This window comes from Streptomyces zhihengii (assembly GCF_016919245.1).
GTDB lineage: Bacteria > Actinomycetota > Actinomycetes > Streptomycetales > Streptomycetaceae > Streptomyces > Streptomyces zhihengii.
In genome coordinates this window covers 283,481-310,000 of record NZ_JAFEJA010000002.1, presented here as the reverse complement: position 1 = coordinate 310,000, position 26,520 = coordinate 283,481, and the positions used below count along the sequence as shown (strand labels likewise).

20 protein-coding genes are annotated in these 26,520 nt (G+C 74.9%); 8 read left to right on the top strand and 12 right to left on the bottom strand.

Features of this window, described 5'->3' with window-relative positions:
• The first annotated feature begins 190 nt into the window (after window positions 1-190).
• Window positions 191-640 carry a PTS sugar transporter subunit IIA gene (locus JE024_RS29565; protein ID WP_205377025.1) on the top strand — a complete coding sequence of 150 codons (450 nt, stop codon included), beginning with the start codon at window positions 191-193 and terminating at the stop codon, window positions 638-640.
• A gap of 93 nt (window positions 641-733) precedes the next feature.
• Window positions 734-2,404 carry a phosphoenolpyruvate--protein phosphotransferase gene (ptsP, locus tag JE024_RS29560; RefSeq protein WP_205377024.1) on the top strand — a complete coding sequence of 557 codons (1,671 nt, stop codon included), beginning with the start codon at window positions 734-736 and terminating at the stop codon, window positions 2,402-2,404.
• 121 nt (window positions 2,405-2,525) lie between these two features.
• On the opposite strand, the gene JE024_RS29555 is transcribed toward ptsP, so the two are convergent.
• Together JE024_RS29555 and JE024_RS29550 are read right to left on the bottom strand one after the other, a co-directional pair.
• Window positions 2,526-3,437: a DUF8829 domain-containing protein gene (locus tag JE024_RS29555; protein ID WP_205377023.1), complete on the bottom strand. Its 912-nt coding sequence runs from the start codon at window positions 3,435-3,437 to the stop codon at window positions 2,526-2,528.
• A gap of 122 nt (window positions 3,438-3,559) precedes the next feature.
• On the bottom strand, window positions 3,560-5,536 hold the full coding sequence (locus JE024_RS29550; RefSeq protein WP_205377022.1) for an acetoacetate--CoA ligase: 1,977 nt from the start codon (window positions 5,534-5,536) through the stop codon (window positions 3,560-3,562).
• A gap of 229 nt (window positions 5,537-5,765) precedes the next feature.
• Here JE024_RS29550 and JE024_RS29545 point away from each other — a divergent pair, with 229 nt between their 5' ends.
• Window positions 5,766-8,138: a glycoside hydrolase family 31 protein gene (locus tag JE024_RS29545; RefSeq protein ID WP_205377021.1), complete on the top strand. Its 2,373-nt coding sequence runs from the start codon at window positions 5,766-5,768 to the stop codon at window positions 8,136-8,138.
• A gap of 24 nt (window positions 8,139-8,162) precedes the next feature.
• Here JE024_RS29545 and JE024_RS29540 read toward each other — a convergent pair whose 3' ends face one another.
• Window positions 8,163-8,678 carry an NUDIX domain-containing protein gene (locus tag JE024_RS29540; protein WP_205378418.1) on the bottom strand — a complete coding sequence of 172 codons (516 nt, stop codon included), beginning with the start codon at window positions 8,676-8,678 and terminating at the stop codon, window positions 8,163-8,165.
• 66 nt (window positions 8,679-8,744) lie between these two features.
• On the opposite strand from JE024_RS29540, the gene JE024_RS29535 reads away from it, so the two are divergent.
• Both JE024_RS29535 and JE024_RS29530 read left to right on the top strand, forming a co-directional pair.
• Window positions 8,745-9,557: a M15 family metallopeptidase gene (locus tag JE024_RS29535; RefSeq protein WP_205377020.1), complete on the top strand. Its 813-nt coding sequence runs from the start codon at window positions 8,745-8,747 to the stop codon at window positions 9,555-9,557.
• A gap of 31 nt (window positions 9,558-9,588) precedes the next feature.
• Window positions 9,589-9,936, top strand: coding sequence for an Mpo1-like protein (locus tag JE024_RS29530; protein ID WP_205377019.1), 348 nt, complete (start codon window positions 9,589-9,591; stop codon window positions 9,934-9,936).
• A 215-nt stretch (window positions 9,937-10,151) separates the two neighbouring features.
• On the opposite strand, the gene JE024_RS29525 is transcribed toward JE024_RS29530, so the two are convergent.
• Genes JE024_RS29525 through JE024_RS29510 form a run of 4 tightly spaced genes read right to left on the bottom strand, consistent with a single transcriptional unit; the run spans window position 10,152 to window position 14,548 of the window.
• Window positions 10,152-10,760 (bottom strand): GTP-binding protein, encoded by a 609-nt coding sequence (locus JE024_RS29525; RefSeq protein WP_205377018.1) that lies wholly within the window; start codon window positions 10,758-10,760, stop codon window positions 10,152-10,154.
• Window positions 10,741-11,145 (bottom strand): DUF742 domain-containing protein, encoded by a 405-nt coding sequence (locus JE024_RS29520; protein WP_205377017.1) that lies wholly within the window; start codon window positions 11,143-11,145, stop codon window positions 10,741-10,743. Before JE024_RS29520 ends, JE024_RS29525 begins: the two co-directional genes overlap by 20 nt.
• A gap of 8 nt (window positions 11,146-11,153) precedes the next feature.
• Window positions 11,154-11,606 carry a roadblock/LC7 domain-containing protein gene (locus JE024_RS29515; protein WP_205377016.1) on the bottom strand — a complete coding sequence of 151 codons (453 nt, stop codon included), beginning with the start codon at window positions 11,604-11,606 and terminating at the stop codon, window positions 11,154-11,156.
• On the bottom strand, window positions 11,603-14,548 hold the full coding sequence (locus tag JE024_RS29510; RefSeq protein ID WP_205377015.1) for a sensor histidine kinase: 2,946 nt from the start codon (window positions 14,546-14,548) through the stop codon (window positions 11,603-11,605). Before JE024_RS29510 ends, JE024_RS29515 begins: the two co-directional genes overlap by 4 nt.
• Before the next feature lie 465 nt (window positions 14,549-15,013).
• Between JE024_RS29510 and JE024_RS29505 the strand changes: the two genes are divergently transcribed.
• On the top strand, window positions 15,014-15,550 hold the full coding sequence (locus tag JE024_RS29505) for a hypothetical protein (RefSeq protein ID WP_205377014.1): 537 nt from the start codon (window positions 15,014-15,016) through the stop codon (window positions 15,548-15,550).
• A gap of 273 nt (window positions 15,551-15,823) precedes the next feature.
• Here JE024_RS29505 and JE024_RS29500 read toward each other — a convergent pair whose 3' ends face one another.
• The 5 genes from JE024_RS29500 to JE024_RS29480 form a co-directional block, all read right to left on the bottom strand.
• Window positions 15,824-20,596, bottom strand: a complete 4,773-nt coding sequence (locus JE024_RS29500) for a coiled-coil domain-containing protein (RefSeq protein WP_205377013.1) — start codon at window positions 20,594-20,596, stop codon at window positions 15,824-15,826.
• Between the two features lie 100 nt (window positions 20,597-20,696).
• Complete coding sequence (locus tag JE024_RS29495) at window positions 20,697-21,620, bottom strand: hypothetical protein (RefSeq protein ID WP_205377012.1); 924 nt, start codon at window positions 21,618-21,620, stop codon at window positions 20,697-20,699.
• Window positions 21,617-21,856: a hypothetical protein gene (locus JE024_RS29490; RefSeq protein WP_205377011.1), complete on the bottom strand. Its 240-nt coding sequence runs from the start codon at window positions 21,854-21,856 to the stop codon at window positions 21,617-21,619. Before JE024_RS29490 ends, JE024_RS29495 begins: the two co-directional genes overlap by 4 nt.
• A complete protein-coding gene (locus JE024_RS29485; protein ID WP_205377010.1) occupies window positions 21,853-23,397 on the bottom strand; it encodes a hypothetical protein in 1,545 nt (514 codons plus the stop codon). Before JE024_RS29485 ends, JE024_RS29490 begins: the two co-directional genes overlap by 4 nt.
• A 61-nt stretch (window positions 23,398-23,458) precedes the next feature.
• Window positions 23,459-24,187 (bottom strand): GntR family transcriptional regulator, encoded by a 729-nt coding sequence (locus tag JE024_RS29480; protein ID WP_205378417.1) that lies wholly within the window; start codon window positions 24,185-24,187, stop codon window positions 23,459-23,461.
• A gap of 205 nt (window positions 24,188-24,392) precedes the next feature.
• On the opposite strand from JE024_RS29480, the gene JE024_RS29475 reads away from it, so the two are divergent.
• Window positions 24,393-25,670: an MFS transporter gene (locus tag JE024_RS29475; RefSeq protein ID WP_205377009.1), complete on the top strand. Its 1,278-nt coding sequence runs from the start codon at window positions 24,393-24,395 to the stop codon at window positions 25,668-25,670.
• A 107-nt stretch (window positions 25,671-25,777) separates the two neighbouring features.
• Window positions 25,778-26,518: a putative hydro-lyase gene (locus tag JE024_RS29470; RefSeq protein ID WP_244883573.1), complete on the top strand. Its 741-nt coding sequence runs from the start codon at window positions 25,778-25,780 to the stop codon at window positions 26,516-26,518.
• Window positions 26,519-26,520 lie beyond the last annotated feature (2 nt).

Sequence of the window (26,520 nt, the reverse complement as noted above, 5' to 3'; positions counted from 1 at the left end):
GGGCCAGGCAGGGGTACGACAGTACAGGTCGCACGCAGACGAGGCAAATCGTTTCCGGTGCTCCCTAGGTCCGTTCAACTGGTAGGTCTCGGGCGGAACTAGGACTTCATGTGACATACCCTGCTGAACGGTGCGTCGTCCGGTACAGGCAGTGACGACGCCGTACGAAATCCCCGCCCTGGGAGGCTCCATGACCACAGTGACGTCCCCTCTCGCCGGACAGGCCATCGGGCTCGCGGCAGTTCCCGATCCGGTCTTCTCCGGCGCGATGGTCGGTCCTGGGACCGCCATCGACCCCGAGCGCGGGCCCTCCGAGGCCGTGTCCCCTGTCACCGGCATCGTCGTCTCGCTGCACCCGCACGCCTTCGTCGTCGTCGACGACGAAGGGCACGGCGTACTGACCCACCTGGGCATCGACACCGTGCAGCTCAACGGCGAGGGCTTCGAACTCCTCGTCGCCAAGGGCGACTCCGTGGAGCGCGGCCAGGCCGTCGTCCGCTGGAACCCCTCGGCCGTGGAGGCCGCGGGCAAGTCGCCCATCTGTCCCGTCGTGGCACTCGAGGCCACGCCCGACTCCCTCTCCGACGTCCGCGAGGCCGGAGAGGTGAAGGTCGGCGACAGCCTCTTCGGCTGGCAGTGACCTCTCGCGGTGACCGGCGACGGGAGCCGGTCACCGTGCGGTCGGACATCCACCGCGACGGCACGGCGCCGTCGCCGAATCGGAGACGGTGACATGGAGACAACGCTGCGAGGCGTCGGCGTGAGCCACGGTGTGGCGATCGGCGAGGTGCGGCACATGGGCACGGCGGTCCTGGAGCCGCCGGCCAAGCAGATCCCGCCGCAGGACGCGGAGCGGGAGCAGGGGCGGGCGCGCCAGGCGGTGGAGGCGGTCGCGGCGGATCTGATCGCCCGCGGCAACCTCGCCGGCGGCGAGGCGCAGGGCGTGCTCGAGGCGCAGGCCATGATGGCCCAGGACCCCGAGCTGATGTCCGACGTGGAGCGCCGCATCGCGGTGGGCAGCACGGCCGAGCGCGCGGTGTACGACGCCTTCGCCGCGTACCGGGCGCTGCTGGCGGGTGCCGGTGAGTACCTCGCGGGCCGGGTGGCCGATCTCGACGACGTGCGCAACCGGATCGTGGCGCGGCTGCTCGGGGTGCCCATGCCGGGCGTCCCCGACAGCGACGAGCCGTACGTCCTCATCGCCCGTGACCTGGCGCCCGCGGACACCGCGCTGCTGGACCCGTCGCTGGTGCTCGGTTTCGTGACCGAGGAGGGCGGGCCGACGAGCCACAGCGCGATCCTGGCGCGGGCGCTCGGGGTGCCGGCCGTCGTGGCGCTGCCCGGTGCCGGGGAGCTGGCCGAGGGCACGCTGGTCGCGGTCGACGGCAGCACGGGCGAGATCTTCGTCGAGCCGACGCAGGAGAAGCGGTCCCAGATGGAGCGGGCGGCCGCGGAGCGCAAGGCCGCGCTCGCCGCGTCCACTGGTCCGGGGGCGACGTCGGACGGGCACAAGGTGCCCCTGCTCGCCAATGTGGGCGGCCCCGCCGATGTCCCGGCGGCGCTGGACGCGGGGGCGGAGGGCGTGGGCCTCTTCCGTACCGAGTTCCTCTTCCTCGACGACAGCAGCCGGGCTCCCTCCGAGGAGAAGCAGGTCGAGGCGTACCGCCAGGTGCTGGAGGCGTTCCCGGAGGGGCGCGTGGTGGTGCGGGTGCTGGACGCGGGGGCGGACAAGCCGCTGGACTTCCTGACCCCGGCCGACGAGCCGAACCCGGCGCTGGGCGTGCGGGGGCTGCGCTCGCTGCTCGACCACCCCGAGGTGCTGCGGACGCAGTTGTCGGCGCTGGCGACGGCGGCCCGGGGGCTTCCCGTCTATCTCGAGGTCATGGCCCCGATGGTCGCCGACCGGACCGACGCGAAGGCGTTCGCCGACGCGTGCCGGGATGCCGGGCTGGAGGCGAAGTTCGGGGCGATGGTGGAGATCCCCTCCGCCGCGCTGCGGGCGCGTTCGATCCTGCAGGAGGTCGAGTTCCTCTCGCTGGGGACGAACGACCTCGCGCAGTACACGTTCGCCGCCGACCGGCAGGTGGGTGCCGTGTCCAGGCTGCAGGACCCGTGGCAGCCGGCGCTGCTGGACCTGGTGGCGCTGTCCGCCGAGGCGGCGAAGGCCGAGGGCAAGAGCTGTGGTGTCTGTGGTGAGGCGGCCTCCGATCCGCTCCTGGCGTGTGTGCTGACGGGGCTCGGTGTGACTTCGCTGTCCATGGGCGCGGCATCGATCCCCTATGTACGGGCGACGCTGGCGAAGTACACGCTCGCGCAGTGCGAGCGCGCGGCGGCGGCGGCGCGTGCGGCGGACACCGCCGAGGAGGCGCGGGCGGCCGCGCAGGCGGTGCTGTCCGGCGAGTGACGCCGGGCCGCCGGTGACCTGAGTGGTGAAGAGGGCTTTCCGCCGGTGGCGGGGAGCCCTCTTCCCGCTTCTCGTGGACCCTTCTCGTCGGGCGCCTTCAGGGAGGCTTCGGGGGCGGGTGTCAGTGGTGGCCTCCGGGATCGGCGGCGGTGACGGGGAAGCCCGCGCGGTACTCGACTCCGGGCTCGGGTGGGAGCGGGTCGCCGGTGGCCGCGTCGGTGCAGTAGGCGCTGAAGACCTCCCCCGCGGTGAGCGGGGTGAGCCGGCCGCGGTCGAGCCGCCAGCCGTGGAGGTAGTCGGGGGCGCCGGGGCGGGTGGTGCGCAGGACGACGCCTCCGCCGGCCCGCAGGGCGATGCCGGCGGCGAGGACGGTCACGAACGCGACGCCCTCCTCGGTGTCGAGGGCGGCCGGGGCGGTGGTGTCGTCGCCCTGGGCGTGGAGGACGGCGAGCAGCTGTTCGTCGGGGGCCGGGACGCTGCACACCAGGTGGTGGGTGCCGGGGCCGGCGATGTCGAGGAGCCGCGTCAGGACGCGGGTGGCCAGGGCGAAGGAGGCGCGGCCGATGTCCTCGCCGCATTCCGCGCAGGTGCCGAGGTCGGTGAGGAGCGCCGTCGCGTAGTGCCGGGTGGCGCGGCGGACCGTGGCGTCGACGAGGTGGGGCAGCAGCTCGGCGAGGGGGGCTCCGGTGCAGGGGACGGCCGTGCCGCGGCGGGCGAGTTCGGCGGTGAAGCGGCTGCGGGAGGCGGGGCTGTCGGCGTCGAGGCCCGCGTCGGCGCAGTAGTCGGCGTATTCGTCGGGGTCGAACAGGGCGAGGGTGGTGTGGAGGTGCTGGGCGGTGAGGGCGCGCAGCAGCCGGTCTGCGTGGCGCAGATAGCTGTCGTGGTCGTCGAAGGTGAAGCTGCGGTAGCCGCGCATGGCGGCGAAGTCGCGCGGGTCGGCGAGGATGCCGAGGGTGTTCGGGACTTCGCGGCGCAGGGCGCGCCGGATCGCCGCGTCGGAGCCGGGTCGGGTGGTCGGGCCGGTGGATGTCATGAGGTCCCCCTTGTGTGCCGTGTGTCACTGATCCCTCACGTTAGGTGAGGGGTCTGACAATGCGGCCCGGGAGGCCCGGCGGTGGGCCCGCGCGCCGGTGGCGCGGGCCCGGGGGCGGCGGGTCAGGCCCGCTTGCGGGCGATGTCCTCGTAGAAGCGGAGGAGTTCGAGGTTGTCGACGGATCCCGGGTTGACGGCCTTGTCGAGCGGGGTGCCCTGGAGGAGGCGCTTGACGGGGACCTCGATGCGCTTGCCGGTGAGGGTGTGGGGCACGCCCGGGACCTCGATGATCTCGTCCGGGACATGGCGCGGGGAGAGCTGCTCGCGGATGGTGCGCTTGATGCGGTCGCGGAGCCCGTCGTCGAGTGCTGTGCCCTCGGTGAGGTGGACGAAGAGCGGCATCCAGTAGCCGCCGTCCGGCTGCTCCAGGCCGATCACGAGGGACTCGCGGATCTCGGGGAGCCGTTCGACGGCCTCGTAGATGTCGGCGGAGCCCATCCGGACGCCCTGGCGGTTGAGGGTGGAGTCGGAGCGTCCGTGGATGACGACCGAGCCGGTGTCGGTGATGGTGATCCAGTCGCCGTGGCGCCACACGCCGGGGTACACGTCGAAGTAGCTGTCGTGGTACCGGCTGCCGTCGGGGTCGTTCCAGAAGCGGATGGGCATGGACGGCATGGGGTTGGTGACGACGAGTTCGCCGACCTCGCCGACGAGCGGTGCGCCCTCGGGGTCCCAGGACTGGAGGTCGGTGCCGAGGCAGGCGGCCTGGAGTTCGCCGATGTGGACGGGGAGCGTGGGCACGGCGCCGGCGAAGCAGCTGCAGACGTCGGTGCCGCCGCTGACGGAGGCGATCCAGAGGTTGTCGGCGACCTCGTCGTGGAGCCAGCGGAAGCCGTCGGGGGGCAGCGGGGAGCCGGTGGTGGCGACGCAGCCGATCCGGGAGAGGTCGTAGTCGCGGGCCGGGTGGACGCCGGCCTTGGCACAGGCCATCACGTAGGCGGCGGAGGTGCCGAAGAGGGTGGCGCCGGTGCGTTCGGCGATCTTCCACTGGGCGCCGGTGGTGGGGTGGCCGGGGCTGCCGTCGTAGAGGACGACGGTGGTGCCCGTCAGCAGGCCGGAGACGAGGAAGTTCCACATCATCCAGCCGGTGGAGGTGTACCAGAAGAAGCGGTCGCCGGGGCCGAGGTCGCAGTGGAGGCCGAGCTGCTTGTAGTGCTCCAGCAGGATGCCGCCCTGGGACTGGACGATGGCCTTGGGCAGGCCGGTGGTGCCGGAGGAGTAGAGGACCCAGAGCGGGTGGTCGAAGGGGACGTGCTCGTAGACCGGCTCGGTGTCGCCCGCGGTCACGGCCGACCAGTCGAGGGCGCCTTCGGGGGCGGGGGTGCCGAGGAGCGGGATGTGGACGACGGCCCGAAGCGAGGGCAGTTCGGCGCGGAGCTCGGTCACCGTGGCGGTGCGGTCGTGCTCCTTGCCGCCGTAGCGGTAGCCGTCGACGGTGAAGAGGACGACCGGTTCGACCTGCTGGAAGCGGTCGAGGACGCTGCGGGCGCCGAAGTCGGGTGCGCAGGAGGTCCACACCGCGCCGACGGCGGCGGTGGCGAGCAGGGCGGTGACCGCCTCGGGGATGTTGGGGAGGTAGCCGCTGACGCGGTCGCCGGGGCGCACGCCGAGGGCGCGGAGCTCGGCGGCGAGTGCGCCGACCTGGCGGCGCAGTTCCGTCCAGCTCGTCGGCACGGGATCGTGTGTCTCGTCCACATGGAGCAGGGCCGGTTCATGTGCCCGCTCCGGGTCGTCGGCGGTGCGCAGGGCGTGTTCGGCGTAGTTCAGCGTGGCGCCGGGGAACCACTGGGCGCCGGGCATGGAGCGGTCGGCCAGCACGCGGCCGTACGGGGTGGCGAATCGGATGTCGAACCATTCGGCGACGGCACCCCAGAAGGTCTCCAGCTCGTCCACGGACCAGCGGTGCAGCGCCGTGTAGCCGCCGTCGGCCGGTGCTCCGTGGTGCTCGGCGGCCCAGGTCTGGAAGCGGGTGACCCGGGCGGCGGCGATGCGGTCGGAGTCTGGCTGCCAGAGCGGGGCAGGGTTCGCTGCTGTGGTCATGGGGCGGCTCCCGGGCTGTCTCTGTACGCGGTGGGTGCGCGGTGTCTGCGCGGCCCGCGGGCGTGCGGGGTGTGCGCGGACGCGGGCTGACAGGGACGATGCCATGTGATCGTCGCCCGCACCAGGGCTCCCCGCCCATGGTCGGCGCGGCGCGTATGTGCTCCGACCACGGGTGAACGGCAGTTGAACAGCGCCCCCGGCACGGCGCGCCGATGGCAGGGTGAACGGCATGGACGGTCGTGACCTGGTGCGCTCGGTGAAGAGGTTCGGCCCGCTGCGGGGCATGCGGGAGGCACGTACGGCGTGGCTGCGCCGGGGCGCCGGTTCGGCGCAGCCGGAGCGCGGGCCCGAGCGGGCGAGGGTGCCGGGGGCGGTGCGGGAGGCACTGCCGCTGCCGGGCGGCGGCGTGGTGCGGTTCGCGCGGTCGGAGCTGCGGATCGTGGTGGCGGCCGGCGGTGCCGTCTTCTGCGGGTGGGACGGCGCGGAGCCGCTGCCCTCGTACGGGCTCGCCGGCCGGCCGCCGGAGGCGGATCCGCGGGCCGGGCTGGAGCCGGACAAGGACGGCGGCTGGCGGGTGGTGTCCGAGCGGGTGACGGTCGAGGTGTCCCGGCACGGCGCGGTGGAGATACGGACGCCGGGCGGGGTGGTGCTGCGCCGGGATCTGCCGCCGCGCTGGTGGGAGCCCGTGGCCGGCGGCCCGGCGCGCTGGTCGCTGCGCAGCGAGGTGCCTCCGGACGCGCGGGTCTTCGGGCTGGGCGGCCGGGCGTCGGGGGTGCGGCTGCGGGAGACGTCGTACCGGCTGTGGAACGGCGGGGCGTCCTCCGCCGTGCCGGCCCCGGGCACGGAGGAGGACGCCCCGCACATCTCGATGCCGGTGCAGACGGTGGTGGCCGACGCGGGGACGCATCTGGTGTTCCACGACACCACCTGGGGCGGGAAGGTGACGGTCCGGGAGGGCGAGGAGGGCGCGGGCTCGGGGCACGACAGGCCGGGGACGATCGAGATGCGGATGGACGGCGGGCCGCTGCGCTGCTGGGTGGTGGTGGGATCCCCGGCCCGGGTGCTGAGCGGCTTCGCCCAGCTCACGGGCGCGCCGGCGCTGCCGCCCTCGTGGGCGCTGGGGCGTCATCACGCGGGCGGGCCGGCGGCGGACGAGCACGGTGTGCGGGAGCTGGCGGAGGGGAGCGCCCCGCTGTCCGCGGTGCATCTGGGCGGCGGCCCCGACGGACCGTTCGCGGTGGACGAGGGGCGGTTCCCCGCGCTGGGGGCGCTCGCCAAGGACCTGGCCGAGGACGACATACGGCTGGTGCGGGTGGTGGACCCGGCGGTGACGGCCGGGCCTGAGGGCTCGGTGCACGGCAGCGGGTCGGCCGCCGGGGTGTTCGTCACGGACGCGGACGGCACGGAGGTGCGCAGCCCGGACGGGAGCTCGCCGGCCGGGCGGGCGCACCCGGACTTCACGGATCCGCGGGCCCGGGCGTGGTGGGCGGAGTGGTACGAGGACCTGGCGGCGCAGGGCTTCTCGGGCGTGTGGCACGAGCCGGAGGGGCGCGCCGCCGCGGGCTCCCCCGGCGGCGCGGTGCCGCTGTCGGCGCCCCGGGTGCTGGAGGGCCGGGGCGGGGACGGCCGGGAGGCCCACAACGTCGGCGGGCTGTCGATGGCGCGGGCCGCGTACGAGGGGCTGCGCGGCTGCCGTCCGGCCGAGCGGCCGTTCGTGGTCTCGCGTTCGGGCTGGGCGGGCATGCAGCGGTACGGGGGTGCCTGGTGCGAGGAGGTCCCGGCGGGCTGGCAGGGGCTGCGTGCCGCGCTGTCGCTGGTGCTGGGGCTGGGGCTGAGCGGGGTGCCGCTCGCGGGGGCGCGCACCGCGCCCGCCACGGCCGCGGGTGGCGGGCCCCTGCCGCCGGGGGCCGGCGGGGAGGCGGAACTGTTGCTGCGCGGTGTGCAGTTGGGCGCCTGGCTGCCGCTGTTCCTGACCGTGGGCGGTCCACCGGCCACGGGCCCGTACGCGGACGCGGTGGCGGCGGTGCTGCGGGAGCGCGAGCGGCTGCGTCCGTACCTGGTGTCGCTGGCGCAGTTGTCGCGGCTGACCGGTGCGCCGATGGTCCGTCCGCTGTGGTGGGGGTGTCCGGAGGACAGGGCGCTGCGGGACTGCGAGGACGCCTTCCTGCTGGGCGACTCGCTGCTGGTGGCGCCGGTGCTGACGGCGGGGGCCCGGAGGCGGACGGTGCGCCTGCCGCGGGGGCGCTGGTACGACACGGTGACGGAGCGGGTGTTCGAGGGGCCGGGGACGGTGACGGTGGACGCGCCGCCGGAGCGGATCCCGGTGCTGGCGCGGGCCGGGACGGTGCTCGCCGTGGCGGGTGCGGACGGGGCGGTGGAGCTGGAGGTGTGGGCTCCGGCGCCGGGCCGCAAGGGCGGCGGGCTGGTGGTGCGGGACAGCGGTGACGGCTGGGCGGAGCCGGAGATCGAGCGGTACGCGACGGGGTGGGCGGACGGGCGGGTGGTGGTCGAGCGCTGGGCCGGCGAGGACCGGGTGCCGGTCACGACGGGGCTGCGGCTCCGCGGTCCGGTCACGGGGACGCCGCCCGGCCCCGCGTCCTGACCCCGCGCCGGACGGGCCGGACGGTCAGGGGGCGCCGGGGGCTGGGGTGTAGTCGCCGGCGAACCAGCGTCGGGCCGCGACGGTGTGGAGGGGGAAGCCCAGCTCCGCCGGGGCGCGGAGCAGGTGCCAGCCGTCGGTCTCGTCGGTGGGCGCGGACGGCGGCAGGGTGTCGGGCATCCGCTCGGGCAGCAGGCCGAACAGCAGCAGGTGCCCGGCCGGTGAGCTGAGCGCGTCGGCGAGCCGCACATCGTCCGCGGCGGCCCGGATGCCCGTCTCCTCGGCGAGTTCGCGGACCACGGCGTGGCGCCAGTCCTCGGCGTGGTCGATGAAGCCGCCCGGCAGTGCGGCCAGGCCGCGGGCCGGTTCGATGGCGCGGGTGACGACCACGAGGCCGGTGCCGTCGCCGTCGCGGACGGGCAGCAGGGCGACGGCGACCGGCAGCGGGTTGCGGTAGGCGGTCCGGCCGCAGGACGTGCAAGTGCGGGGCCAGCCGGCGGCGGCGCCGTAGGGCGCTCCGCAGTGGCCGCAGTAGGAGTCCATGGACACGGCCGGACTGTATCCGATCTCCCTTTCGCCGCGGGCGGGTTGCTGGTAGACCGTGGGCCCATGACACGACTGGGAACCGCTTTCCGGCGGGCGGCGGCAGCGGCCGTCTGCCTGATCGCCGCCGCGTCCGTGCAGGCTCCGGCGCAGGCGAAGGCGGAGCCGAAGGCTCCGCGGGAGTTCACCGATCTGCGGTCCGTGGCGCCGACGGTCCTCCACGACATCCGCTACACGGGCCCGCACAACTTCGTCGGTGTGCCCGTCGACGGCTACCGACAGCCGCTGTGCATCCTCACCCGGCCCGCCGCGCAGGCGCTCGCGCGGGCGCAGCGGACGCTGCTGCGCCAGGGGTACTCGCTGAAGGTGTACGACTGCTACCGGCCGCAGCGGGCCGTCGACCACTTCGTGGAGTGGGCCGAGGACCTCGCGGACGAGCGGATGAAGGCGGAGTTCTATCCGCGGGTGGAGAAGTCGCGGCTGTTCGCCGACGGTTACATCGCGGAGAAGTCCGGGCACAGCCGCGGCAGCACGGTCGACCTCACGCTGGTGCGGCTGCCTGCCGCGCCCACCCGGCCGTACGTGCCGGGCGAGCCGCTGGCCGCGTGCCACGCGCCGCAGGCGGACCGGTTCCCGGACAACTCCGTGGACATGGGCACCGGCTACGACTGCTTCGACACCCTCTCGCACACCGACGACCCCCGGATCACCGGCGTCCAGCGGGCGAACCGGCAGCTCCTGAAAGGGGTGCTGGCGGCCGAGGGCTTCGTGAACCTGCCCGAGGAGTGGTGGCACTTCACGTACCGGCCGGAGGTGTTCCCTCAGACGTTCTTCGACTTCCCGGTGGCCGAACGGTCGCTGCGCGGTCACGGGGGCTGACGCGCGGGCCGAGCGGAGTTACCGTGCGGTCATGACGCAGCACACGTTCGACTCGTACGAAGAGTTCTGGCCCTATTACGTCGCGATGCACTCGCGGGCCGCGACCCGGTGGGTGCATCTGACGGGCACGCTGACCGGGCTCGCCGTCACCGCCTACGGGCTGGCGCGCGGGCGGCTGCGGTACGCGGCCGCCCTGCCGCTGATCGGCTACGGCACGGCGTGGCCGGCGCACTTCCTGATCGAGAAGAACAATCCGGCGACCTTCGGGCACCCCGCGTGGTCGCTGCGCGGTGACGCGCAGATGATCCGGATGATGCTGGCGGGCCGGGACGCGGAGCTCTCGGAGATCGCCGCGAAGTGGCTCGCCGAGAACGGCTGACAGCCTGCCGGGCTGGGGAGAGGAGCTCCGGCCGGGAGGCGGCGGCCGGCCGGAGCCGACCCCGAGAACGCACGGCCCGTACCCCGGTCGGTGGGGGTACGGGCCGTGTGCCGTCACGGGTGGTGGCGGGGCGGGCATGTGACGGCCGGGGCCGTGTGCCGTCACGGGTGGTGGCGGGGCGGGGCGTGTGTGGTCGCCCGGGGCCCGGGTGGCCGTCAGGTGGTGACGGGCTCGCGGGCCTGGTCGACGCGGGCCAGGGCGTGCTCGACCACGGCCACCAGGATCCGCTTGACCGATTCCCGGTCGCGCGCGTCGCCGACCAGCAGCGGCACCGCCGCGTCCAGGTCGAGCGCCGCCCGTACCGTGTCCGGCGGGAAGTGCTCCGCTCCCTCGAAGCAGTTGACGGCCACCGCGAAGGGGATGCCCCGGCGTTCGAAGTAGTCGACGGCGGCGAAGCAGTCCTCGAGCCGGCGGGTGTCGGCCAGGACCACCGCGCCGAGCGCCCCCTGGGCGAGCTCGTCCCACAGGAACCAGAAGCGGTCCTGTCCGGGCGTGCCGAAGAGGTAGAGGATCAGGTCCTCGCGCAGGGTGATCCGGCCGAAGTCCATGGCGACCGTGGTGGTCGTCTTGGCCTCCACGCCGGAGGTGTCGTCGACGGGCCGCCCGGCCTCGCTGAGCGACTCCTCGGTGCGCAGGGGGCGGATCTCGCTCACCGCGCCGACCAGCGTCGTCTTGCCCACGCCGAATCCACCCGCCACCAGGACCTTCAGGGTCACCGGTTCGGTCGCCGCGGCGGACCGGCGGCTAGAGCGCCCGAAGGCCATTGATCACCTCGCGCAGAATGCTCACGTCCGGCAGCTCGGCCGGCGGAACGGGACGGGTCACGTGGACGAGGGCGTCGTCCACCAGGTCGCCGACGAGGACCCGGACCACCCCGACGGGCAGGTCGAGTCCGGCGGCGAGTTCCGCGATCGACTGCGGTGTGTCGCCGCAGCGTTCGACGATTTCGACGTGCTCCGGCGACAGCGACTGGTCGACGCCGGGGTCCCCGGTGGCCGACTCGGGCACCACCAGGGCGATCAGGTCGAGCCGCAGCCGGCTGTCGTGGCCGGTGCGGCCACGGGTCATGGCGTAGGGGCGGACCACCGGACCGGCATCCGCGTCGATCCAGTGGTGCGGCGTGTGAGCTCTTCCGACGGAGTCACTCATGGCTGCCGTCACCCGCCGGCGGCCGGTCCGGTCCGTGGTGCCGTGACGAGGTGGGCGCCGACCCGCTTGACCATGAGCGTCATCTCGTAGGCGACCTGGCCCACGTCGGAGTCGGCGTCCGCCAGGACGGCGAGACAGCTCCCGTCGCCGGCGGCGGTCACGAACAGGAAGGCCTCGTCGAGTTCGACGACCGTCTGCCGGACCTGTCCGGCCTCGAAGTGGCGGCCCACGCCCTTGGCGAGGCTGTGGAATCCGGAGGCGACGGCGGCCAGGTGTTCGCCGTCCTCGCGGGTGAGGTCGCGGGAGGCCCCGGTGGCCAGGCCGTCGCTGGAGAGCACCAGCGCCTTGCGGATGCTGGCGACGCGGTCGACCAGTTCGTCGAGGAGCCAGTTGAGCTCTCCGGAGCCCCGGCCGGCGGTCCGGGTGCCGTTGGCGCTTGCTGCGGCGTGCGGTGCGGTCATGGACCGTCCCCCTCAGATGTCGTTCCTGGTGCGGTCCGGCCGGAGCCGGATGTGCGGTCGGTACCGGGGGCGGCCCCGGACTCGTCTGCGTTCTGCCGGCGGCCGCGCTGCCAGCCGCGCTGCATGGACGCCATGCGGGCGCGCACCTGCTCGGCGTCGCGCTCGTCGTCGCGCGGGGCCGCCGGGGCGGGCGGGCGCTCGGCGTCGCCCGTGTCGCGCAGTTGCGGGACGAGGCTCGCCTGGCGGACGCGCCGGGGCAGTCCGCCGACGGTCGCCCCGTCGGTGCCGGGGGCGGCGGAGCCGCGGGCCCCGGCCGCGTCGGAGGCGGGGCCGTCGGTGCCGGGTGCGGGCAGGTGGCGGGCGCCGGATGCGGGGCCGGTGTCAGCGGACGAGGCCGTGCCGCGGGCCGGGGCGAAGGGGCCGGCCGGCGCGGGGCCGTCCGCCGGCCCGGGGCGTGCGTCCGCCGGCGGCATGGCGAAGGGGCGGACCCGCTCCCGGCCGTCGAGGGGGCGCGGAAGCGGGACGGGGCCGTTCCCGGCGCCGCGTCCCCCGCGGGTCGGCTCCGGGGCGGCGTCGTCCTGGTCGGAGTGCGGGTGGTGGCGCCCCTCGGCGCCGCGGTCGTCGACCCGGCGGCCGTGGTCGGCGACCAGCGTCGGCGGGCGGCGGCGGGGCAGGGGTACCGGGCCGAGCGGGGGTGCGGCGGCGGGCCGGGCTCCCCGCTGCGCGCCCTGGTCGCCGTCGCGCTGGAGGGAGCGGGCGCGGAAGATGCCGCCCCGTGCGCTCTCGGTGTCCTCGATGTCGCCGAGGCCCGCGGGATCGGCCACCGCGGGGGCGGAGGTGGCGGCCGTACCGCGCTCCCGCGCGCGGGCGGCGTCGCGGTCCCGGTCCTCGGGGCCGAGCGGGGCCTCCAGTTCGACGGGTCCGTCGAGCAGGGCCGCGGCGGCCGGGCCGGGCGGGATCTGGGAGAGCGCGAGCCTGCTCTGCTCACGGCGCCCCGCCGCGCTGTCGCTCTTGCGGTCGAGCCGGAAGCCGGTGCCCTGCGTCTCGGGCGCCTCGGTGAGCAGCGCCGCCGGGATGAACACGACGGCGGTGGTGCCGCCGTACGGCGACTGCTGGAGCGAGACCCGCACGTTCTGGCGCTGGGCGAGGCGGCTGACGACGAACAGGCCGAGCCGGTCGGTGTCGGACAGTTCGAACTCGGGCGTCTCGGCGAGTCGCAGATTGGCGTCGAGGAGGGCGTCCGGCGTCATGCCGAGCCCGCGGTCGTGGATCTCCAGGGTGAAACCGTTGGCGACCCGCTCGCCGTGGACCTGCACCCCGGTGTGGGGCGGCGAGAACACCGTGGCGTTCTCCAGCAGTTCGGCGATCAGATGGGTGAGGTCGGCGACGGCGGGGCCGCCGACGCCGATCCGGGGCAGCCTGCGCACCTCGATGCGCTCGTAGTCCTCGACCTCGGCGACGGCGGCGCGCACCACGTCCATGAGCTGGATCGGCTTGCGCCACTGCCGGGAGGGCGCCGCCCCGGAGAGGATGACCAGGCCCTCGGCGTGGCGCCGCATCCGGGTGGTGAGGTGGTCGAGCCGGAACAGGTCGGCGAGCTCCTCGGTGTCCTCGGTGCGGCGCTCCATGGCGTCGAGCAGGGTGAGCTGGCGGTGCAGCAGCACCTGGTTGCGCCGGGCGAGGTTGACGAAGACCTCGGAGACGCCGCGCCGCATGTCGGCCTGGCGGACGGCGGCCTCGACGGCGGCGCGCTGCAAGGTGTTCAGCGCCTGGCCCGCCTGGCCGATCTCGTCCTTGTCGTACTCCAGCCGGGGGGCCTCGGTCTCCACGTCGACGTGCTCGCCCGCCGCCAGCCGCCGCATCACGCTCGGCAGGCGCACTCCCGAGACCTCGTGCGCCTCCTTGCGCAGCCGGGAGAGGTCGCGCACCAGGTCGCGGCCGATGCGGACGGAGACGATCACGGAGACCAGCAGGGCGAGGAAGCCGAGCACACCGGCCACGCCCGCGCGGACGAAGACGCCGTACGCGGCCGGCTCGATGCGGTCGTGGTAGCGGTCGCCCGCCTCCACGGCCTCACGGGCGAGGTCGTCCAGGACGGGGGTGGCCGCCTCCTCCCACCGTTCGAGATCGGCGGAGGGGAGCCGGTTGTCGGGGCCGGCGGCTATCAGGCGTTCCTCGGCGTCGCGCAGCGGTGCGGTCTCGGGGCTGCGCCAGTAGGTCTTGACGATCTCGCGTTCCCTGCCGGGGAGGCCGGCGAGGTTGACCTCGTAGTGCAGCTTGCGCTGGGCGACCAGATCGCTGAGGGCCCGTATCTCCGGTGCGGTCACCTTGCGGGTGGTGAGGGTGGAGGCGACGAGGGCGTCCTCGCGGGAGAGCATCTCGCGGGCGCGCAGCAGACCGAGGAGGGCGCGGCCCTGGCGCTCCATGGCGGAGTCGTTCAGGGCGCGGACCGTGGCGAGGAAGGTGTAGGAGGGGTCGACGAGGCCGTTGTAGAAGGTGAGGGCCTCGGCGCGGGAGACGGTGTTGCCGTCCACGGACCTGCGCAGGGCGGTCATCCCGTCGAGCGCGTCGAGGAGCGCGGTGAGCTGCCGGGACGTCTCGCCGGTCATGTCGTCGCGCACGGACTGCCGTGCGGCGGCGTCGCGGATCGCGGCGACGGCGCCGTCGGTGGCGTCGCGGCGGGTGCGCAGGGCGGGCAGCGCGTCCGACGCGCGCCGGTCGGCGAGGTAGACCAGGGTCTGGCGGCGTTCCTCCTGGAGCAGCACGGCCATGTCCTCGACGGGGGTGCCGACGTTCTCGGCGACCGCGGTGGCGTCCAGGAGCTGTCCGGCCTCGCGTCCGGTGAGCACCGTCGCGAATCCCCACAGGGCGGTGAGCGACATCAGGGGCACAAGCAGCAGCGCCACGATCTTCCGGCGGATCGACTTCCCGCGAAAGCGCATGGCCTCCCCCTGCTCAACCCGGCCCGGCGCGGCGGGTGTTCCGTCAGCAAACGGCGTGAGCCTACTACTGCGGGAGTGACAACCCGAAGACACGTCCGGGACGATTTTCGGCCTTCTGCGGACAGGCCGATCACAGGATGTCCCGCTATTCGCGGAGTTGGCATTCGCGATTGCACGCGCGCACCGCGATCGCGCACCGCATAGCGGACGCTTACAGATGGCCGGAACTCTTCGCCGCGGTCGATTCCGGGGGAATCTTCACACGGTGTCACTCGTCAATACGTAGGGGAAGCCTCGTCGGTTCACCGCTGCCGGGCATCGTGCGCCGATGCCCGTCGTTCCGCCCGCCGTCAGACCCGGCGGACGGGCGCGGCCGGACCGGCGGCGAGTAGAGCGTCCGATTCCGGGCAGCCGATTCCGGGCAGTCACCCTGAAGTCGGACAGAGGTGGGGAGTGACACGATCCATGGACACGGACGAGCGTCGCATGGGGGCGTCCGCGCCGGGTTCCGCAAGGGAATCCTCCGCACGGCACCTGCCGGGTCCGCGTGGCACGCGGACCGCCGCACCGGCGCGGCGGGAGGCCGGTGGCGGCCCGGCCGGTGAGGACGCCGACGGCAGCCCGCTCTGGACGGACGAACCCCACGGCACACGCCGGATGGCGGACCCGGTGCGCACCGCGGCCGTGCGCGCCGTGATCGTCGTGTCCGTGACACTGACGCTGGGGATGACGGCGTTCCTCTTCACCCTCACGGATTCCTGGCTGGCCTTCCCCGCCGTACTGGCGAGTGTGGCGGGCACGGTGGCGGCCACCTGGGCGGTGCTGGACGTGTGGGTCACCCGCCAGGTCTGGAACCAGCGCAACGGTGTGGTGTCCGTGCCGAGCAGCACCGCACGGCAGTTGCGGCGCGAGCGGCGCCGGGAGCGGAAGGCCGCCCGGAGCGCCGAGCGCGCCGCGGCCCGGATACGGCGTCGCGGCGCGGGCAGCCTCTCCGGGGCCTGACGGCCACCGCCCGTCCGGAGCCCCGGCCTGCTCCGGTGAGCCTCCCCCGGCGGCTTTCTTCTGCGGCTTCCCTCGGAGGCTTCCTCCGGCCGCTTCCCTGGGAGGCTTCCTTCTCCGGCGTCCTGCGGCCGCTTCCCTCGGAGGCTTCCCTCGGAGGCTTGCTTCCGCGGCGTGCTTCTGCGAGGCCTGCCCCGCGCCTTCCGGTTGCCCGGGCCGGTGTCCGTGACGCCGGCCCGGGCGGCCTGTCCGTGATACGGGCCCCGGGCGGGCCGGCTACTCGGAGGCGGCCGGCTCCGGAGCGTCCGACCCGGCCGGTGCGGTGGACTCCGAGGGGTCCGGCGCGGCGGGCGCGGGCACCGTGGCCCGCTTGAACATCCGCGTCGCGGTGATCTCCCCGTGGACGGTCTCCCCCGCCGGATCGATCTGCGGCAGCCCCGGGCGCAGATGCTCCTCGACGCTGATGTACTTCAGACCGGCCCGCAGGTCCGCGTCGTTGCGGAGCCGGATCACCAGCGGGAACTCCGCGAGCGCCGTGGTGTCGAAGAGACCCGTCGTGTAGAGCAGCTGGACGCCGAGCGCGTCCGACACCGCCCGCTGGAGCTCCAGCAGATACGTGGCGTTGGCGCGGCCGATGGGGTTGTCCAGGAAGAGCGTGCCCGCGTGCCGGTGCTTGTCCCGGCCCCGGTCGTTGCTCCGCAGGGCCGCCATCGTGCAGTAGAGCGCGATCGCCGCGGTGAGCAGCTGGCCGCCGGAGAACACGTCTCCCATCTGCCCCACCGGCACCCGCTCGGCGCGCAGCACCGCGTCCGGCTTGAGGATCTCGACCGCGACGCCCCTCGGCTGGAGCGCTGCCTGCACTCCCCGCAGCAGCAGGGACATGCCGTCCCGACGCCCCTCGCCGTACGCCGCCGAGGCGTTCTTCTTCACGGCCGCGCGGGTGGCCTCGTCGACGACCTCGCCGAGCCGCTCGGCCAGGGTCGCCTGGTCGGGCTCCTCGAAGCGGATCCGCAGGAACTCCTGCCCGGACCACTCCCCCAGGCCCTCCGGCAGCCGGGACAGCCGCTGCGCCGAGCGCAGCGTGGCCAGGGACGCCTCGACCAGCCCGCGCAGCCGGTCGACGATGGTGTCGCGGTTCCGTTCGAGCTGGGACAGCTCGTCGGTGAGGACCCGGAGCCTCGGGGCGAAGGCCTCGGCCCAGCGGGCGGCGTGCTCCGGCAGCGCCGCGGCGGGCAGTTCGCGGATCTGCTGGCGGGCGGGCGTGCGCACCTGCTCGTAGCGGGTGGAGTTGGCGTGCCGTACGAGGACGTCGCTCGCCTCGCGCACCGCGGCCTCCGCCACGGAGAGGTCCCCGGCGCAGCCGCGCAGCGAGCGGCGGGCCTCGGCCGCTGCCTGGCGGGCCTCCTCCAGCCTGCCCGGATAGGGCTCGGGCGGCTGAGCCGCCTCCTCCTCCGGCTGGTGGTCCCGGAGCAGGTCGCGCAGGAGGGCGGCGGTCTCGTCGAAGCCGCCCGCGGCGTCCTCGGCCGTGCGGTGGGCCCGCAGCAGCCCGGCGTGCGCGGCCCGGGCCGCCTCCAGGGCGTCGGTGCGGGCCGCGAGTTCGCCGGAGGCGGTGCGCAGCAGGCTCTGCGCCTGCCCGGCGTCGGCGGGGACGAGGTCGTCGGCGAGCTCCGTGTGGGCCTCGCCGTCGGCCGGGGCCAGGCGCTCCGCCTCGCCGCGGAGGCGGCCCAGCTTCTCGCTCGCCTCGGACGCCCGGGTCTCCAGCATCTGCACCAGTGACTCGGCGCGGGCCGCGGCCGCCTGCCGGGACGGGCCGTCGGCGCCGTCGGTGCCCTCCAGCAACTGGGCGGCCCGGGTGCGGACCTTGTTCGTCAGCCGGTCGAGCTCGGCGAGCGCCGCGCTCTCGTCGCTCTCCGCGCGGGCCTGCTCGGCGCGGAGATCGGCTCCGACACCGACCTTCTCGTAGAGCTGGGACGCGGCGCGGTACGCCTCGCGGAGCGTGGGCAGGGCGGTGCGGGGCGTGTCGTCCTCGGGCAGGTTCTCCGGGGCGCCCGCGATCTCGGCCCGCTCCGCGCGCAGCGCGCGGGCCGTGCGCCGGGCGTCGTCGCCGGCGCGCTGGGCGGCGCGGCGGTCCTCGTCGGCGGCCTTGGCGCGCTCCAGGAACGCGGCGGCGCGCGCCTCCGACTCGGCCGCCTCGTCGGCCAGTTCCCGCAGCTTGAGCTGCCAGCCGGCGCGTTCGCGCAGCCGGAAGGCGAGACCGGCGAGCGCGTCGGCGGCGCGGCGGGCGCGCTGGGCGGTCTCCTGGCGGTCGTCGCGGACCCGCGCGGCGTCGGCGGCGGCCTCGTCGGCCTCGGCCCGCACCGTGCGGGCGGCGTCGAGGGAGTCCCGTGCCTCGGCCGCCGTCTCCCCCGCCGTGCGGGCGGCTTCGGCGAGTTCGGCGAGCATTCCCTGCGGGCAGTCCTCGCGCCAGGCGGCGAGACGCGCGCCGAGCGCGCGGTCCCCGGCGAGCCGGGCGGCGAGCGCGCGGATCTCCTCGTCGCGGGCGGCGGCCCGGGCGCGCAGGGCGTGCCGCTCCTCGTCGGCCGCGTGTTCGTCGTGCATGGCCGGGTTCGGCGGGACGAGGAACACGTCGGTGCCGCTGCCGGTGCCTTCGCCGACGGCCGGGACGGGGGCCAGCAGCGCCGCGGCGGTGCCGACGGCCACGGCGGAGCGGGGCAGCAGCGCGGCCCCGGCGAGCACCTCGCGGGCGCGGGCGTGGGAGTCGGGGTCGGTGACGACGACGCCGTCCACCAACTCGGGGCGGGCCGCCAGGACGGCCGCGTGGTCGGCCGGGTCGACGGACTGCGCGAGGTAGCGCCAGCCGGGCAGGGCGGGGATGCCGTGCTCGCCGAGGTACTCGACGGTGGCGAGCACGTCCGGGGCGGGCGGCAGCAGTCCCCCGTCGCCGAGCGCGCCGAGGATGCGGGCGTCGTCGGCGGCGGCGGTGCGCAGGTCGAAGAGCTGGCGCTCGGCGGAGGCGACCGAGCCGTCGAGCAGCTCGCGCAGTTCCTCGGCGAAGCCGTCGAGCTGGGCGGCGGTCAGCCGTGCGGGCTCGGTGTCCGTGTGTCCGGCGGCCGGCGCGGGGCGCTCCCCGGGCGCTCCGGTGCCCCCGGGGGTGCGCTGCCCAGGCACGGGCGCGGCCTCGCCGGTGCCCTGCTGCCGGGCGGCGGGGGCGAGGCCCAGAAGGTCGGCGAGGCGTTCGTCCTCGGCGATGGACTCGGCGGCGCGGCGCTCCGCCTCGTAGGCGTGCCCGGCGGCGCGGGCCGCGTCCTCGGCCCGGGCGGCGGCGAGTTCGGCGCGGGACTCGGCACCGGCCGCCTCCTTGGCCCGCTCGGCCGTGGTGCGCGCGGTCTCGCGGGCCGCGTCCCATGCCTCGACGGCGGTGCGCTCGGCGTCGCTGGCGGCGAGCGCGGCGCGGGCAGGGTCGGCGTCGGGCGCGGTGTCGTCGAGCCAGCCGGCGCGTACCGCCTCGGCGGTCTCCTGCTCGACCTCGGCCAGGCGCTGGCGCAGATGCCCGATCTCGCTGCGGGCGCGCTGGGCCTCCGTGGCGGCGACGGTGGCGTCCCGGTGGGCGGCCTCGCCCGACTCCTGGAGGACGCGGGAGCGCTCCTCCTCCTCGTTGGCGACGCGTTCGCCGTCCTCGGCCGCCGCGTGCAGGGCGCGCACCAGGTCGCCGGCGGCCTTGGCGCGGGCGGCCAGGGCCGGGGCGGCGTCCCGCTCGGCCTCGCGGATCGCCGCCGCGACGCGGGCCGAGCGGTCGCCGGCCGCGCGGTGGCGCAGCACGGCCTCGGCGGCCTGCCAGGCGGCGTGCAGGGTGCGCGCGTCGATCAGCTCGCGGCGCTGGGACGCGGCGCCCTTCTCGGCGGCGGTCAGGGCGAGCGAGGCGTGCCGGTAGGCGAGTTCGGCGGCGACGAGGGAGCTGTGGCCGCGCGCCTCCTCGGCGTCGCCGACACCGTGGGCGGCCTCGGCGACCTGCTGGGCGAGTTCGGCGGCGAGGCCGCGCTCGTCGGCGGCGCGGGCCGTGAGGCGCCGTGCCAGGGTCCGGGTGCGCCGTTCGGCGCCGGCGTGGACGTCGCGGGCCCGGGCACGGGCTTCGGCCGCGTCGACGATCCGGCCCAGCAGGTCGACCGATCCGGCGGTGAAGTCGCGCTCGGCGGTGAGTTCGGCGCGGCGGCCCAGCTTGTTGCCGAAGCCGCTGACGAGATCGGCGAGGCCGTCGGTGTCGCGGGTGTCGGTCACGGCCCGCAGCAGCAGGTCGGTGAAGTCGGAGTCCTTCTTGACGGCGAACAGGCCGGCGGCCTCGCCCTCGTCGGCGTTCATCTCGCGCTGGTAGCGGAACAGCTCGGGGTCCAGGCCGATGTCGCCGAGGTGCTCGTTCCAGCGGTCGTGGATCTCCTCCCAGTACACGTCGAGGTGCGGGTACGCCTTGGCCGCGTCGGTGACGGCGTCCCGGAAGCCCTTCATGGTGCGGCGGCGGCCGCGGGCGCCGGAGGCGCCCTCGACGGGCGGGCGCATCGTAGTGGCCTCGGCGACGGGGAGGCTGTCGAGGCTCAGCCCCGGGCCGGGCCGGAAGGAGTACCAGGCCTCGGCGAACTTGCGGGGGTCGTTGGAGACCTGGCGCCCGCGCCATTCGCTGACCTTGCCCACGACGACCAGCTCGCCGGTCTGGGTGTGCTGCCATTCCAGGGCGACGTGCCCGCAGTCGTCGGCGAGCAGGAACTTGCGCAGCACGCCCGAGCTGGCGCCGCCGAGGGTGTTGCGGTGGCCGGGGAGCATCACCGAGAAGATCAGTTTGAGGAGGACCGACTTGCCGCCGCCGTTCTCCAGGAAGAGGACGCCGGCGGGCGCGGGGCGGCGCGGCGGGCCGACGGGCTCCTCCTCGAAGAACTCCGCCTGGGTGGGCGCGGGGTGGGGCACGGGCGCGCCGACTCCGCGCAGGTCGAGCACGGTGTCGGCGTAGCGCGCACCGGCGGGGCCGATGGAGTAGAGGCGGACCCGGGACAACTCGTACATGGCGGCGGACTCTCAGTCTTCTTCGTCTGGCGTCGTGTTGCCCGGCGGAACGTCGTGGCGCCCGGCCGGGGCGGGGCGTGGGGTGTCCCCGGGCGGGCGGTCAGGAGTGGAAGGGCAGGCCGGCGTCGGCGGCGAGCTCCAGGTCGTCGTCGCCGGGCGGCGCGACCAGGGTGGCGCTGCCGTCGCTGACCGGGACGACGCCGAGCTCCAGCAGCTCGGCCATCGCGGCGCTGCCGGCCATGTCGCGGACCTGGAGCTGGTAGCGGGCCGTGGTGCGGTAGGCGCCGCCCGCGTCGTCGCCGGTCCGCTGGAGGAAGCCGGAGTCGGTGAGGAACCCGACCGCCTTGCCGATGATGCCCGTGGTGGATCCGGCGAGCCGCCGGGCGTCCTTGGTGGCCCCGGTCGTGCTGCGGCGGGCGTACACCCGCCAGGCGGCTTCGAGGCCGGGGGCGTCGCTCGCCGGGTCGGTGTTCTCCCCCTCGGCGTCGGCGCGCTCCTCCAGCCGGCGGCATGCCTGGCGGACGAAGGCGTCGACGCCGTTGACCGTGATGCGTCCGATGTAGCCGTCGTCGGCGAGGTCCTCGGGCCGGGGGAACGCCATGGCGGCGACGGCGAGATGGGCCAGGCCGTGGAGGAAGCGGTCGGCCGACTCGGCGGAGGCGCGGCGGGCGTAGTCGCCCATCCGGACGGCGAAGACGGAGTCCTCGGCGGCGGTGACGGCCATGCCGGCGCGGGGCGAGACCTCCAGCACCACGAGGCCGAGGCCGGTCGCGACGGCGTCGGCCAGGCGCGCGAAGCCGGTGTCCTCGCGGTAGCGGCGCAGCAGTTCGCCGTACTCGGCGTCGCGGGCGGGGAGCAGTCTGGGCTGCAGCCCGAAGGAGACGAGGCGGGCGGCGTCGGCGGCGTCGGCGGGGGTGAGGGCGCCGGGGGCGTGACCGGTCCGGCCGATCGGTCCGGCCGGGGGCCCCTGGGGGGTGACCGGGTCGCTCCAGGCACCGGGGTGCTCGGCGGAGTGGTCGCTCACGGGTGGGGCTCCTCGGGGGTGGTGGTCGTGACGGCTCGGGTGCGCCCGGCGCCGGGCGGGGCGGGGGCGGCTGGCGCGGAGGGCCGCGCGGGGCGGGGGCTGCCGGGGCGGGCCGGGGCACCGGTGCGGGCCGGGTGCGGGGCCGGTCCGACGACGGCCGCCGCGGGCTCCACCGGGTGGAGGGCGCGGGCCGCGGTCGTGCGCCGGGGCGTGGTCATGTGCCGGGGCGTGGTCATGTGGCCTCCGAGCGGTCCGCCGCCATGCCCGCCGCGTCCAGCAGCGCGGTGCCGACGATGAGGTCGGCGCCGCCGAACTCGGGGTCGTCGAGCGCGGTGCCGTCGTCGACGGCGAACAGCAGCCGCTGTTCGCCCTGCCGGTAGGCGGTGCCGACCGGCGGGCTCGCCGCGTGGACCGCCAGCAGGGCCACCAGGTAGGGCAGTTCCGGGTCACGGAGGCGGGCTTCCGCGAGGAGCCCGGAGAGCCGGCGCGGCGCGTCGTGCTCCAGGTCGAGCAGTTCGGTGGCGCTCGCGAGCTGCTCCTCGCTGAAGCGGCTGTCGTCGGGGGTGGCGATCAGGTCCGGTTCCGGCATGTGGGCGCCGAGGTGCTCGCGCTCCACGGGCGGGGTGAGCAGCATGTCGACCAGGTCGCCGACCCGGACGGACACGGGGGTGCGCAGGCCGGTGCCCCGGGCGAAGAAGGCGTCGGTGACCCGGCCGGCCGAGCGCACGGGCAGCGGCAGCAACGGTGCCAGCAACTGCCCGTAGAGGTCCAGGCCGGTGCGCGACGTGGGGCGGGCGAACGCCTGGCGGTCCTGCTCGGCGCGGAACAGGGGGCCGGCCTCCAGCAGTCTCGACTGGAGCTGGGTGTGGCGCCGGATGCAGTCCTTGACTATGTCGACGAGCTCGGCGGCGCGGCGCTTGTGCTCGGCCATCTTGGGGTCGCCGCCGGCCTCGGCCTCGTCGCGCGCCTTGCGGATGTTGGTGAGGATGGCGTTCTCGTGGCGGTAGCGGTCGGCGACGTGGTCCAGCGCCTCGGCGATCATGTCGGGCACGGTGTTCAGCCAGTCGACGGCGCGCACGTTGCGCCGGGTGGCCTCCAGGGTGCGGCGCAGCGTCTCCGAGTACTGCACCGTCCGGTAGCGGGCCTGTTCGGCGGCGAGCTGGGCGTCGGCGAGGCGGCCGCGGCTGATGAGGATCTCCAGCTTCACCTCCGCCGCGATCTGCGCGCTGGTGACGTCGGTGTCCAGCGCGCCGACGAGCACGTTGACGGCTTCGTCGGTGGTCCGCAGATAGACGCTGCCGCCGTAGCCGGGGACCTCCTCGATGAGTTTGAAGTCGTAGTCGCGGCGGGTGTAGACCCCGTCGGGACCGAAGGTGCCGTAGACGGCGCGGAATCCCCGGTCCACGCTGCCGACGTTGATCAGGTTCTCCAGGACCCAGCGCGCGACGCGCTCATGCTCGGCCTGCGGGCGGGCGGGGGCCTGGGCGGCGACGCGCGGGAGGAGTCTGGCCACTATCTGCTCGTGGTCCGCGCCCGTGTCGAAGTCCATGTTGAGCGTGACGAGGTCGATCGCGGCGAGCGCGACCTCGGCCATCGAGTAGACCGAGTACTCGCCCGCCAGATTGGCCTTGCGGACGTCGAGGTCGTGCAGCGGCGCGGTGCACGCGAGCGCGCGCAGGCGCCGCGCCAGCCCTTCGTCGGCGGCCGGGCCCTGCGCGGGCCGCGGCCCGGCGCTGAGCTGGGGCGGAACGAATTCCGTGGGGGCAGGCGAAGTCACGGTGCACAGATTAGGTCCTCGCACCGACAACGGTCGAAACGGCGCAGAAGCGACCGTCCGGCTACGCTCCGTCCGCCGTGCCCCGCCCGGCCACCAGACCGGCGTACGTGCGCACGAGCTGGGCCCGGGAGTCGTCCAGGTAGTCGGCGAGCAGCCGTTCGGCCGTGGTGCGCTCCCCCGCCCGGAGGGCGTCCAGGATGGCACGGTTGCGGACGAGGTAGGGCTGGTGCAGTCCGCGGGGGTCGTCGACCACGTGGAAGGCGAGGCGCAGCTCGGCGAGGACGCTGCGCATCAGCTCGTCGGTGCGGGCGCTGCCGGCCAGGGCGACGAGTTCGCGGTGGAAGTGGATGTTCGCCGTGGAGACGCCCTTCCAGTCGCGTTCCCGGGCGGAACGTTCGCCTCCGGCGACGGCGGCCTCCAGACCGGTGAGCGCGTACGGCGGCTCGCCCAGCCCCTGGACGACGGCGCATTCGACGAGCTGGCGGGTGCGGTAGATGTCCTCGACGTCCTGGACGGCGAGCATCCGCACGAAGACGCCGCGGTTGAGTTCGTGGACGAGCAGGCGTTCGTGGGTGAGCAGGCGGAACGCCTCGCGGAGGGTGTTGCGGGAGATGCCGAGCGCCTTGCCGATGCCGTCCTCGGAGAGGCGTTCGCCCGGGGGGAAGTAGCCGTCGGCGATCCGGGACCGCAGGATGTCGGCGACCCGTTCGGCCGTGCTCGTGCGCCCCAACAGGCCGCGGTCGTCGGCCAGTCCGCCGGCGCCGCCGATGCCGTCGCCGCCGCCGTTCATGGGATCCGTCGTCCCCACAACGCCCCTCTCTCCCGTGCCGGTGCCCGCCACGTCGGAGTGCACCGGCGCACCCGGCGCCAATCGTATAAGCCGGAACGACTCCACACGCCCCTTGTCGGATCGTTGAACAATCCCCTACGTTGTCGTCACTGCCCGGATCCACAGACGTACTCCCTGCACTCCCTCCCCCCTCCGCGAGGTGACGATGAGCACGACCCAGGCACCTGAGGTCCACGGTCGACAGCCGGACGACACCGGCGCGTTCGGATGGCTGCGGGCGCTCGGCCCCCGCGGCCGCCGCGCCTTCGGCGGCGCGTTCGGCGGGTACGCCCTCGACTCGTACGACTACTTCACCCTGCCGCTGAGCATGGTGGCGATCTCGGCCTACTTCAGCCTCGACAACGGGCAGACCGGGCTCCTCACCACGGTCACCCTGGTCGTCTCGGCGATCGGCGGGGCGCTGGCGGGGATACTCGCCGACCGCATAGGCCGGGTGAAGGCCCTGATGATCACGGTGATCACCTACGCCGTGTTCACCGTGCTCTGCGGCTTCGCGCCCAACTACGAGACGCTGCTGGTCTTCCGCGCCCTCCAGGGCCTCGGCTTCGGCGGCGAGTGGGCGGTGGGCGCCATCCTCGTCGCGGAGTACGCCTCGGCGAAGCACCGCGGGCGCACCCTCGGGGCGGTGCAGAGCGCGTGGGCGGCCGGCTGGGCGCTGGCCGTCGTCGTCTACACCCTGGTGTTCCACTTCCTCGACCCGGACACGGCCTGGCGGGTGATGTTCTGGACGGGCGCCCTGCCGGCGCTGCTCGTCGTCTACGTCCGCCGCAACGTCAGCGACGCCCCCCACGCCGAGGAACTGCGCCGCACCAGCGCCGAGCGCGGTTCGTTCACCGCCGTCTTCCGCAAGGACCTGCTGCGCGTCACCCTCTTCGCCACCCTGCTGTCGACCGGTGTGCAGGGCGGCTACTACACCCTGGCGACCTGGGTGCCGACGTACCTCAAGACCGAGCGGGGGCTCACCGTCGTCGGCACCGGCGGATATCTGGCGTTCCTCATATCCGGCGCCTTCATCGGCTACCTCACGGGCGGCTACCTGACGGACCGCATCGGCCGGAAGAACAACATCGCGCTGTTCGCCGCGCTCTCCGCGGCCGGGATCCTCGCCTACACCAGCATTCCCTCCGGGGCGAACGGCCTGCTCCTCGTCCTCGGATTCCCCCTCGGGTTCTGCATGTCGGCCATCTTCAGCGGCTTCGGGTCCTACCTGAGCGAGCTGTACCCGGCCGCCGTGCGCGGCACCGGCCAGGGCTTCACGTACAACAGCGGCCGGGCGGTCGGCGCCTTCCTGCCCACCCTGGTCGGCTTCCTCTCCGACAGCTGGGGAGTCGGCGGCGCCCTCGTCCTCGGCGCCGCGGGCTACGGCCTCGCCGCCCTCGCCCTCGTCGGGCTGCCGGAGACCCGCGGCAAGGAGCTGATGTGACCGCGCAGCCCGCCGTGGGACGCCCCGGCACCGCGGCACTCCTCCCCGCCGCCCCCGGGCCGGAAACCGGCCCGTCCCGCTGGACGGCGGCCGAGGCCAGAGCGCGGATACGCGCGGGGCTGGCCGCCCCGACAGCCGGGACGGCGGCCGGCTTCACCCAGGCCAACATGGTGTCCGTGCCCGCCGACTGGGCCTACGACATGCTCCTGTTCTGCCAGCGGAACCCGAAGCCCTGCCCGGTGCTCGACGTCACCGACGCCGGCTCCTGGAGGACGGTGCTGGCCGACGCGGCCGACCTGCGCACCGACCTGCCCCGCTACCGCGTCTGGGAGCACGGCGAGATCGTCGCCGAACCGACCGACGTCCTGGCCCACTGGCGCGGCGACCTGGTGACGTTCCTGCTCGGGTGCAGCTTCACCTTCGAGTGGGCGCTGCTGGCGGCCGGTGTCCCGCTGCGCCACGTGGAACAGGGCCGCAACGTCCCCATGTACGTCACGGACCGCCAGTGCCGTTCCGCGGGGCGGCTGAGCGGCCCGATGGTCGTCTCCATGCGGCCCGTTCCCGCCGGGCGGCTCACCGCGGCGGTGACGCGGAGTGCCATGATGCCCTCGGTGCACGGCGACCCGGTGCACATCGGGGACCCGGCCGCACTCGGCATAGCGGACCTCGCCCGCCCCGACTTCGGCGACCCGGTGGACGCCGAGCCGGGTGACGTCCCCGTCTTCTGGGCGTGCGGAGTGACCCCGCAGGCCGCTCTCACGGCGTCCCGTCCGCCGTTCGCCCTCACCCACGCGCCCGGCCGCATGTTCGTCACGGACACCCGTGACGAGCAGTACCGCGTGGCCTGACC

Coding starts and splice junctions, on each gene's coding strand:
- JE024_RS29565 (WP_205377025.1), top strand. CDS start 191: ATGACCACAGTGACGTCCCCTCTCGCCGGACAGGCCATCGGGCTCGCG.
- ptsP (WP_205377024.1), top strand. CDS start 734: ATGGAGACAACGCTGCGAGGCGTCGGCGTGAGCCACGGTGTGGCGATC.
- JE024_RS29555 (WP_205377023.1), bottom strand. CDS start 3,437: ATGACATCCACCGGCCCGACCACCCGACCCGGCTCCGACGCGGCGATC.
- JE024_RS29550 (WP_205377022.1), bottom strand. CDS start 5,536: ATGACCACAGCAGCGAACCCTGCCCCGCTCTGGCAGCCAGACTCCGAC.
- JE024_RS29545 (WP_205377021.1), top strand. CDS start 5,766: ATGGACGGTCGTGACCTGGTGCGCTCGGTGAAGAGGTTCGGCCCGCTG.
- JE024_RS29540 (WP_205378418.1), bottom strand. CDS start 8,678: ATGGACTCCTACTGCGGCCACTGCGGAGCGCCCTACGGCGCCGCCGCC.
- JE024_RS29535 (WP_205377020.1), top strand. CDS start 8,745: ATGACACGACTGGGAACCGCTTTCCGGCGGGCGGCGGCAGCGGCCGTC.
- JE024_RS29530 (WP_205377019.1), top strand. CDS start 9,589: ATGACGCAGCACACGTTCGACTCGTACGAAGAGTTCTGGCCCTATTAC.
- JE024_RS29525 (WP_205377018.1), bottom strand. CDS start 10,760: ATGGCCTTCGGGCGCTCTAGCCGCCGGTCCGCCGCGGCGACCGAACCG.
- JE024_RS29520 (WP_205377017.1), bottom strand. CDS start 11,145: ATGAGTGACTCCGTCGGAAGAGCTCACACGCCGCACCACTGGATCGAC.
- JE024_RS29515 (WP_205377016.1), bottom strand. CDS start 11,606: ATGACCGCACCGCACGCCGCAGCAAGCGCCAACGGCACCCGGACCGCC.
- JE024_RS29510 (WP_205377015.1), bottom strand. CDS start 14,548: ATGCGCTTTCGCGGGAAGTCGATCCGCCGGAAGATCGTGGCGCTGCTG.
- JE024_RS29505 (WP_205377014.1), top strand. CDS start 15,014: ATGGACACGGACGAGCGTCGCATGGGGGCGTCCGCGCCGGGTTCCGCA.
- JE024_RS29500 (WP_205377013.1), bottom strand. CDS start 20,596: ATGTACGAGTTGTCCCGGGTCCGCCTCTACTCCATCGGCCCCGCCGGT.
- JE024_RS29490 (WP_205377011.1), bottom strand. CDS start 21,856: ATGACCACGCCCCGGCACATGACCACGCCCCGGCGCACGACCGCGGCC.
- JE024_RS29480 (WP_205378417.1), bottom strand. CDS start 24,187: ATGAACGGCGGCGGCGACGGCATCGGCGGCGCCGGCGGACTGGCCGAC.
- JE024_RS29475 (WP_205377009.1), top strand. CDS start 24,393: ATGAGCACGACCCAGGCACCTGAGGTCCACGGTCGACAGCCGGACGAC.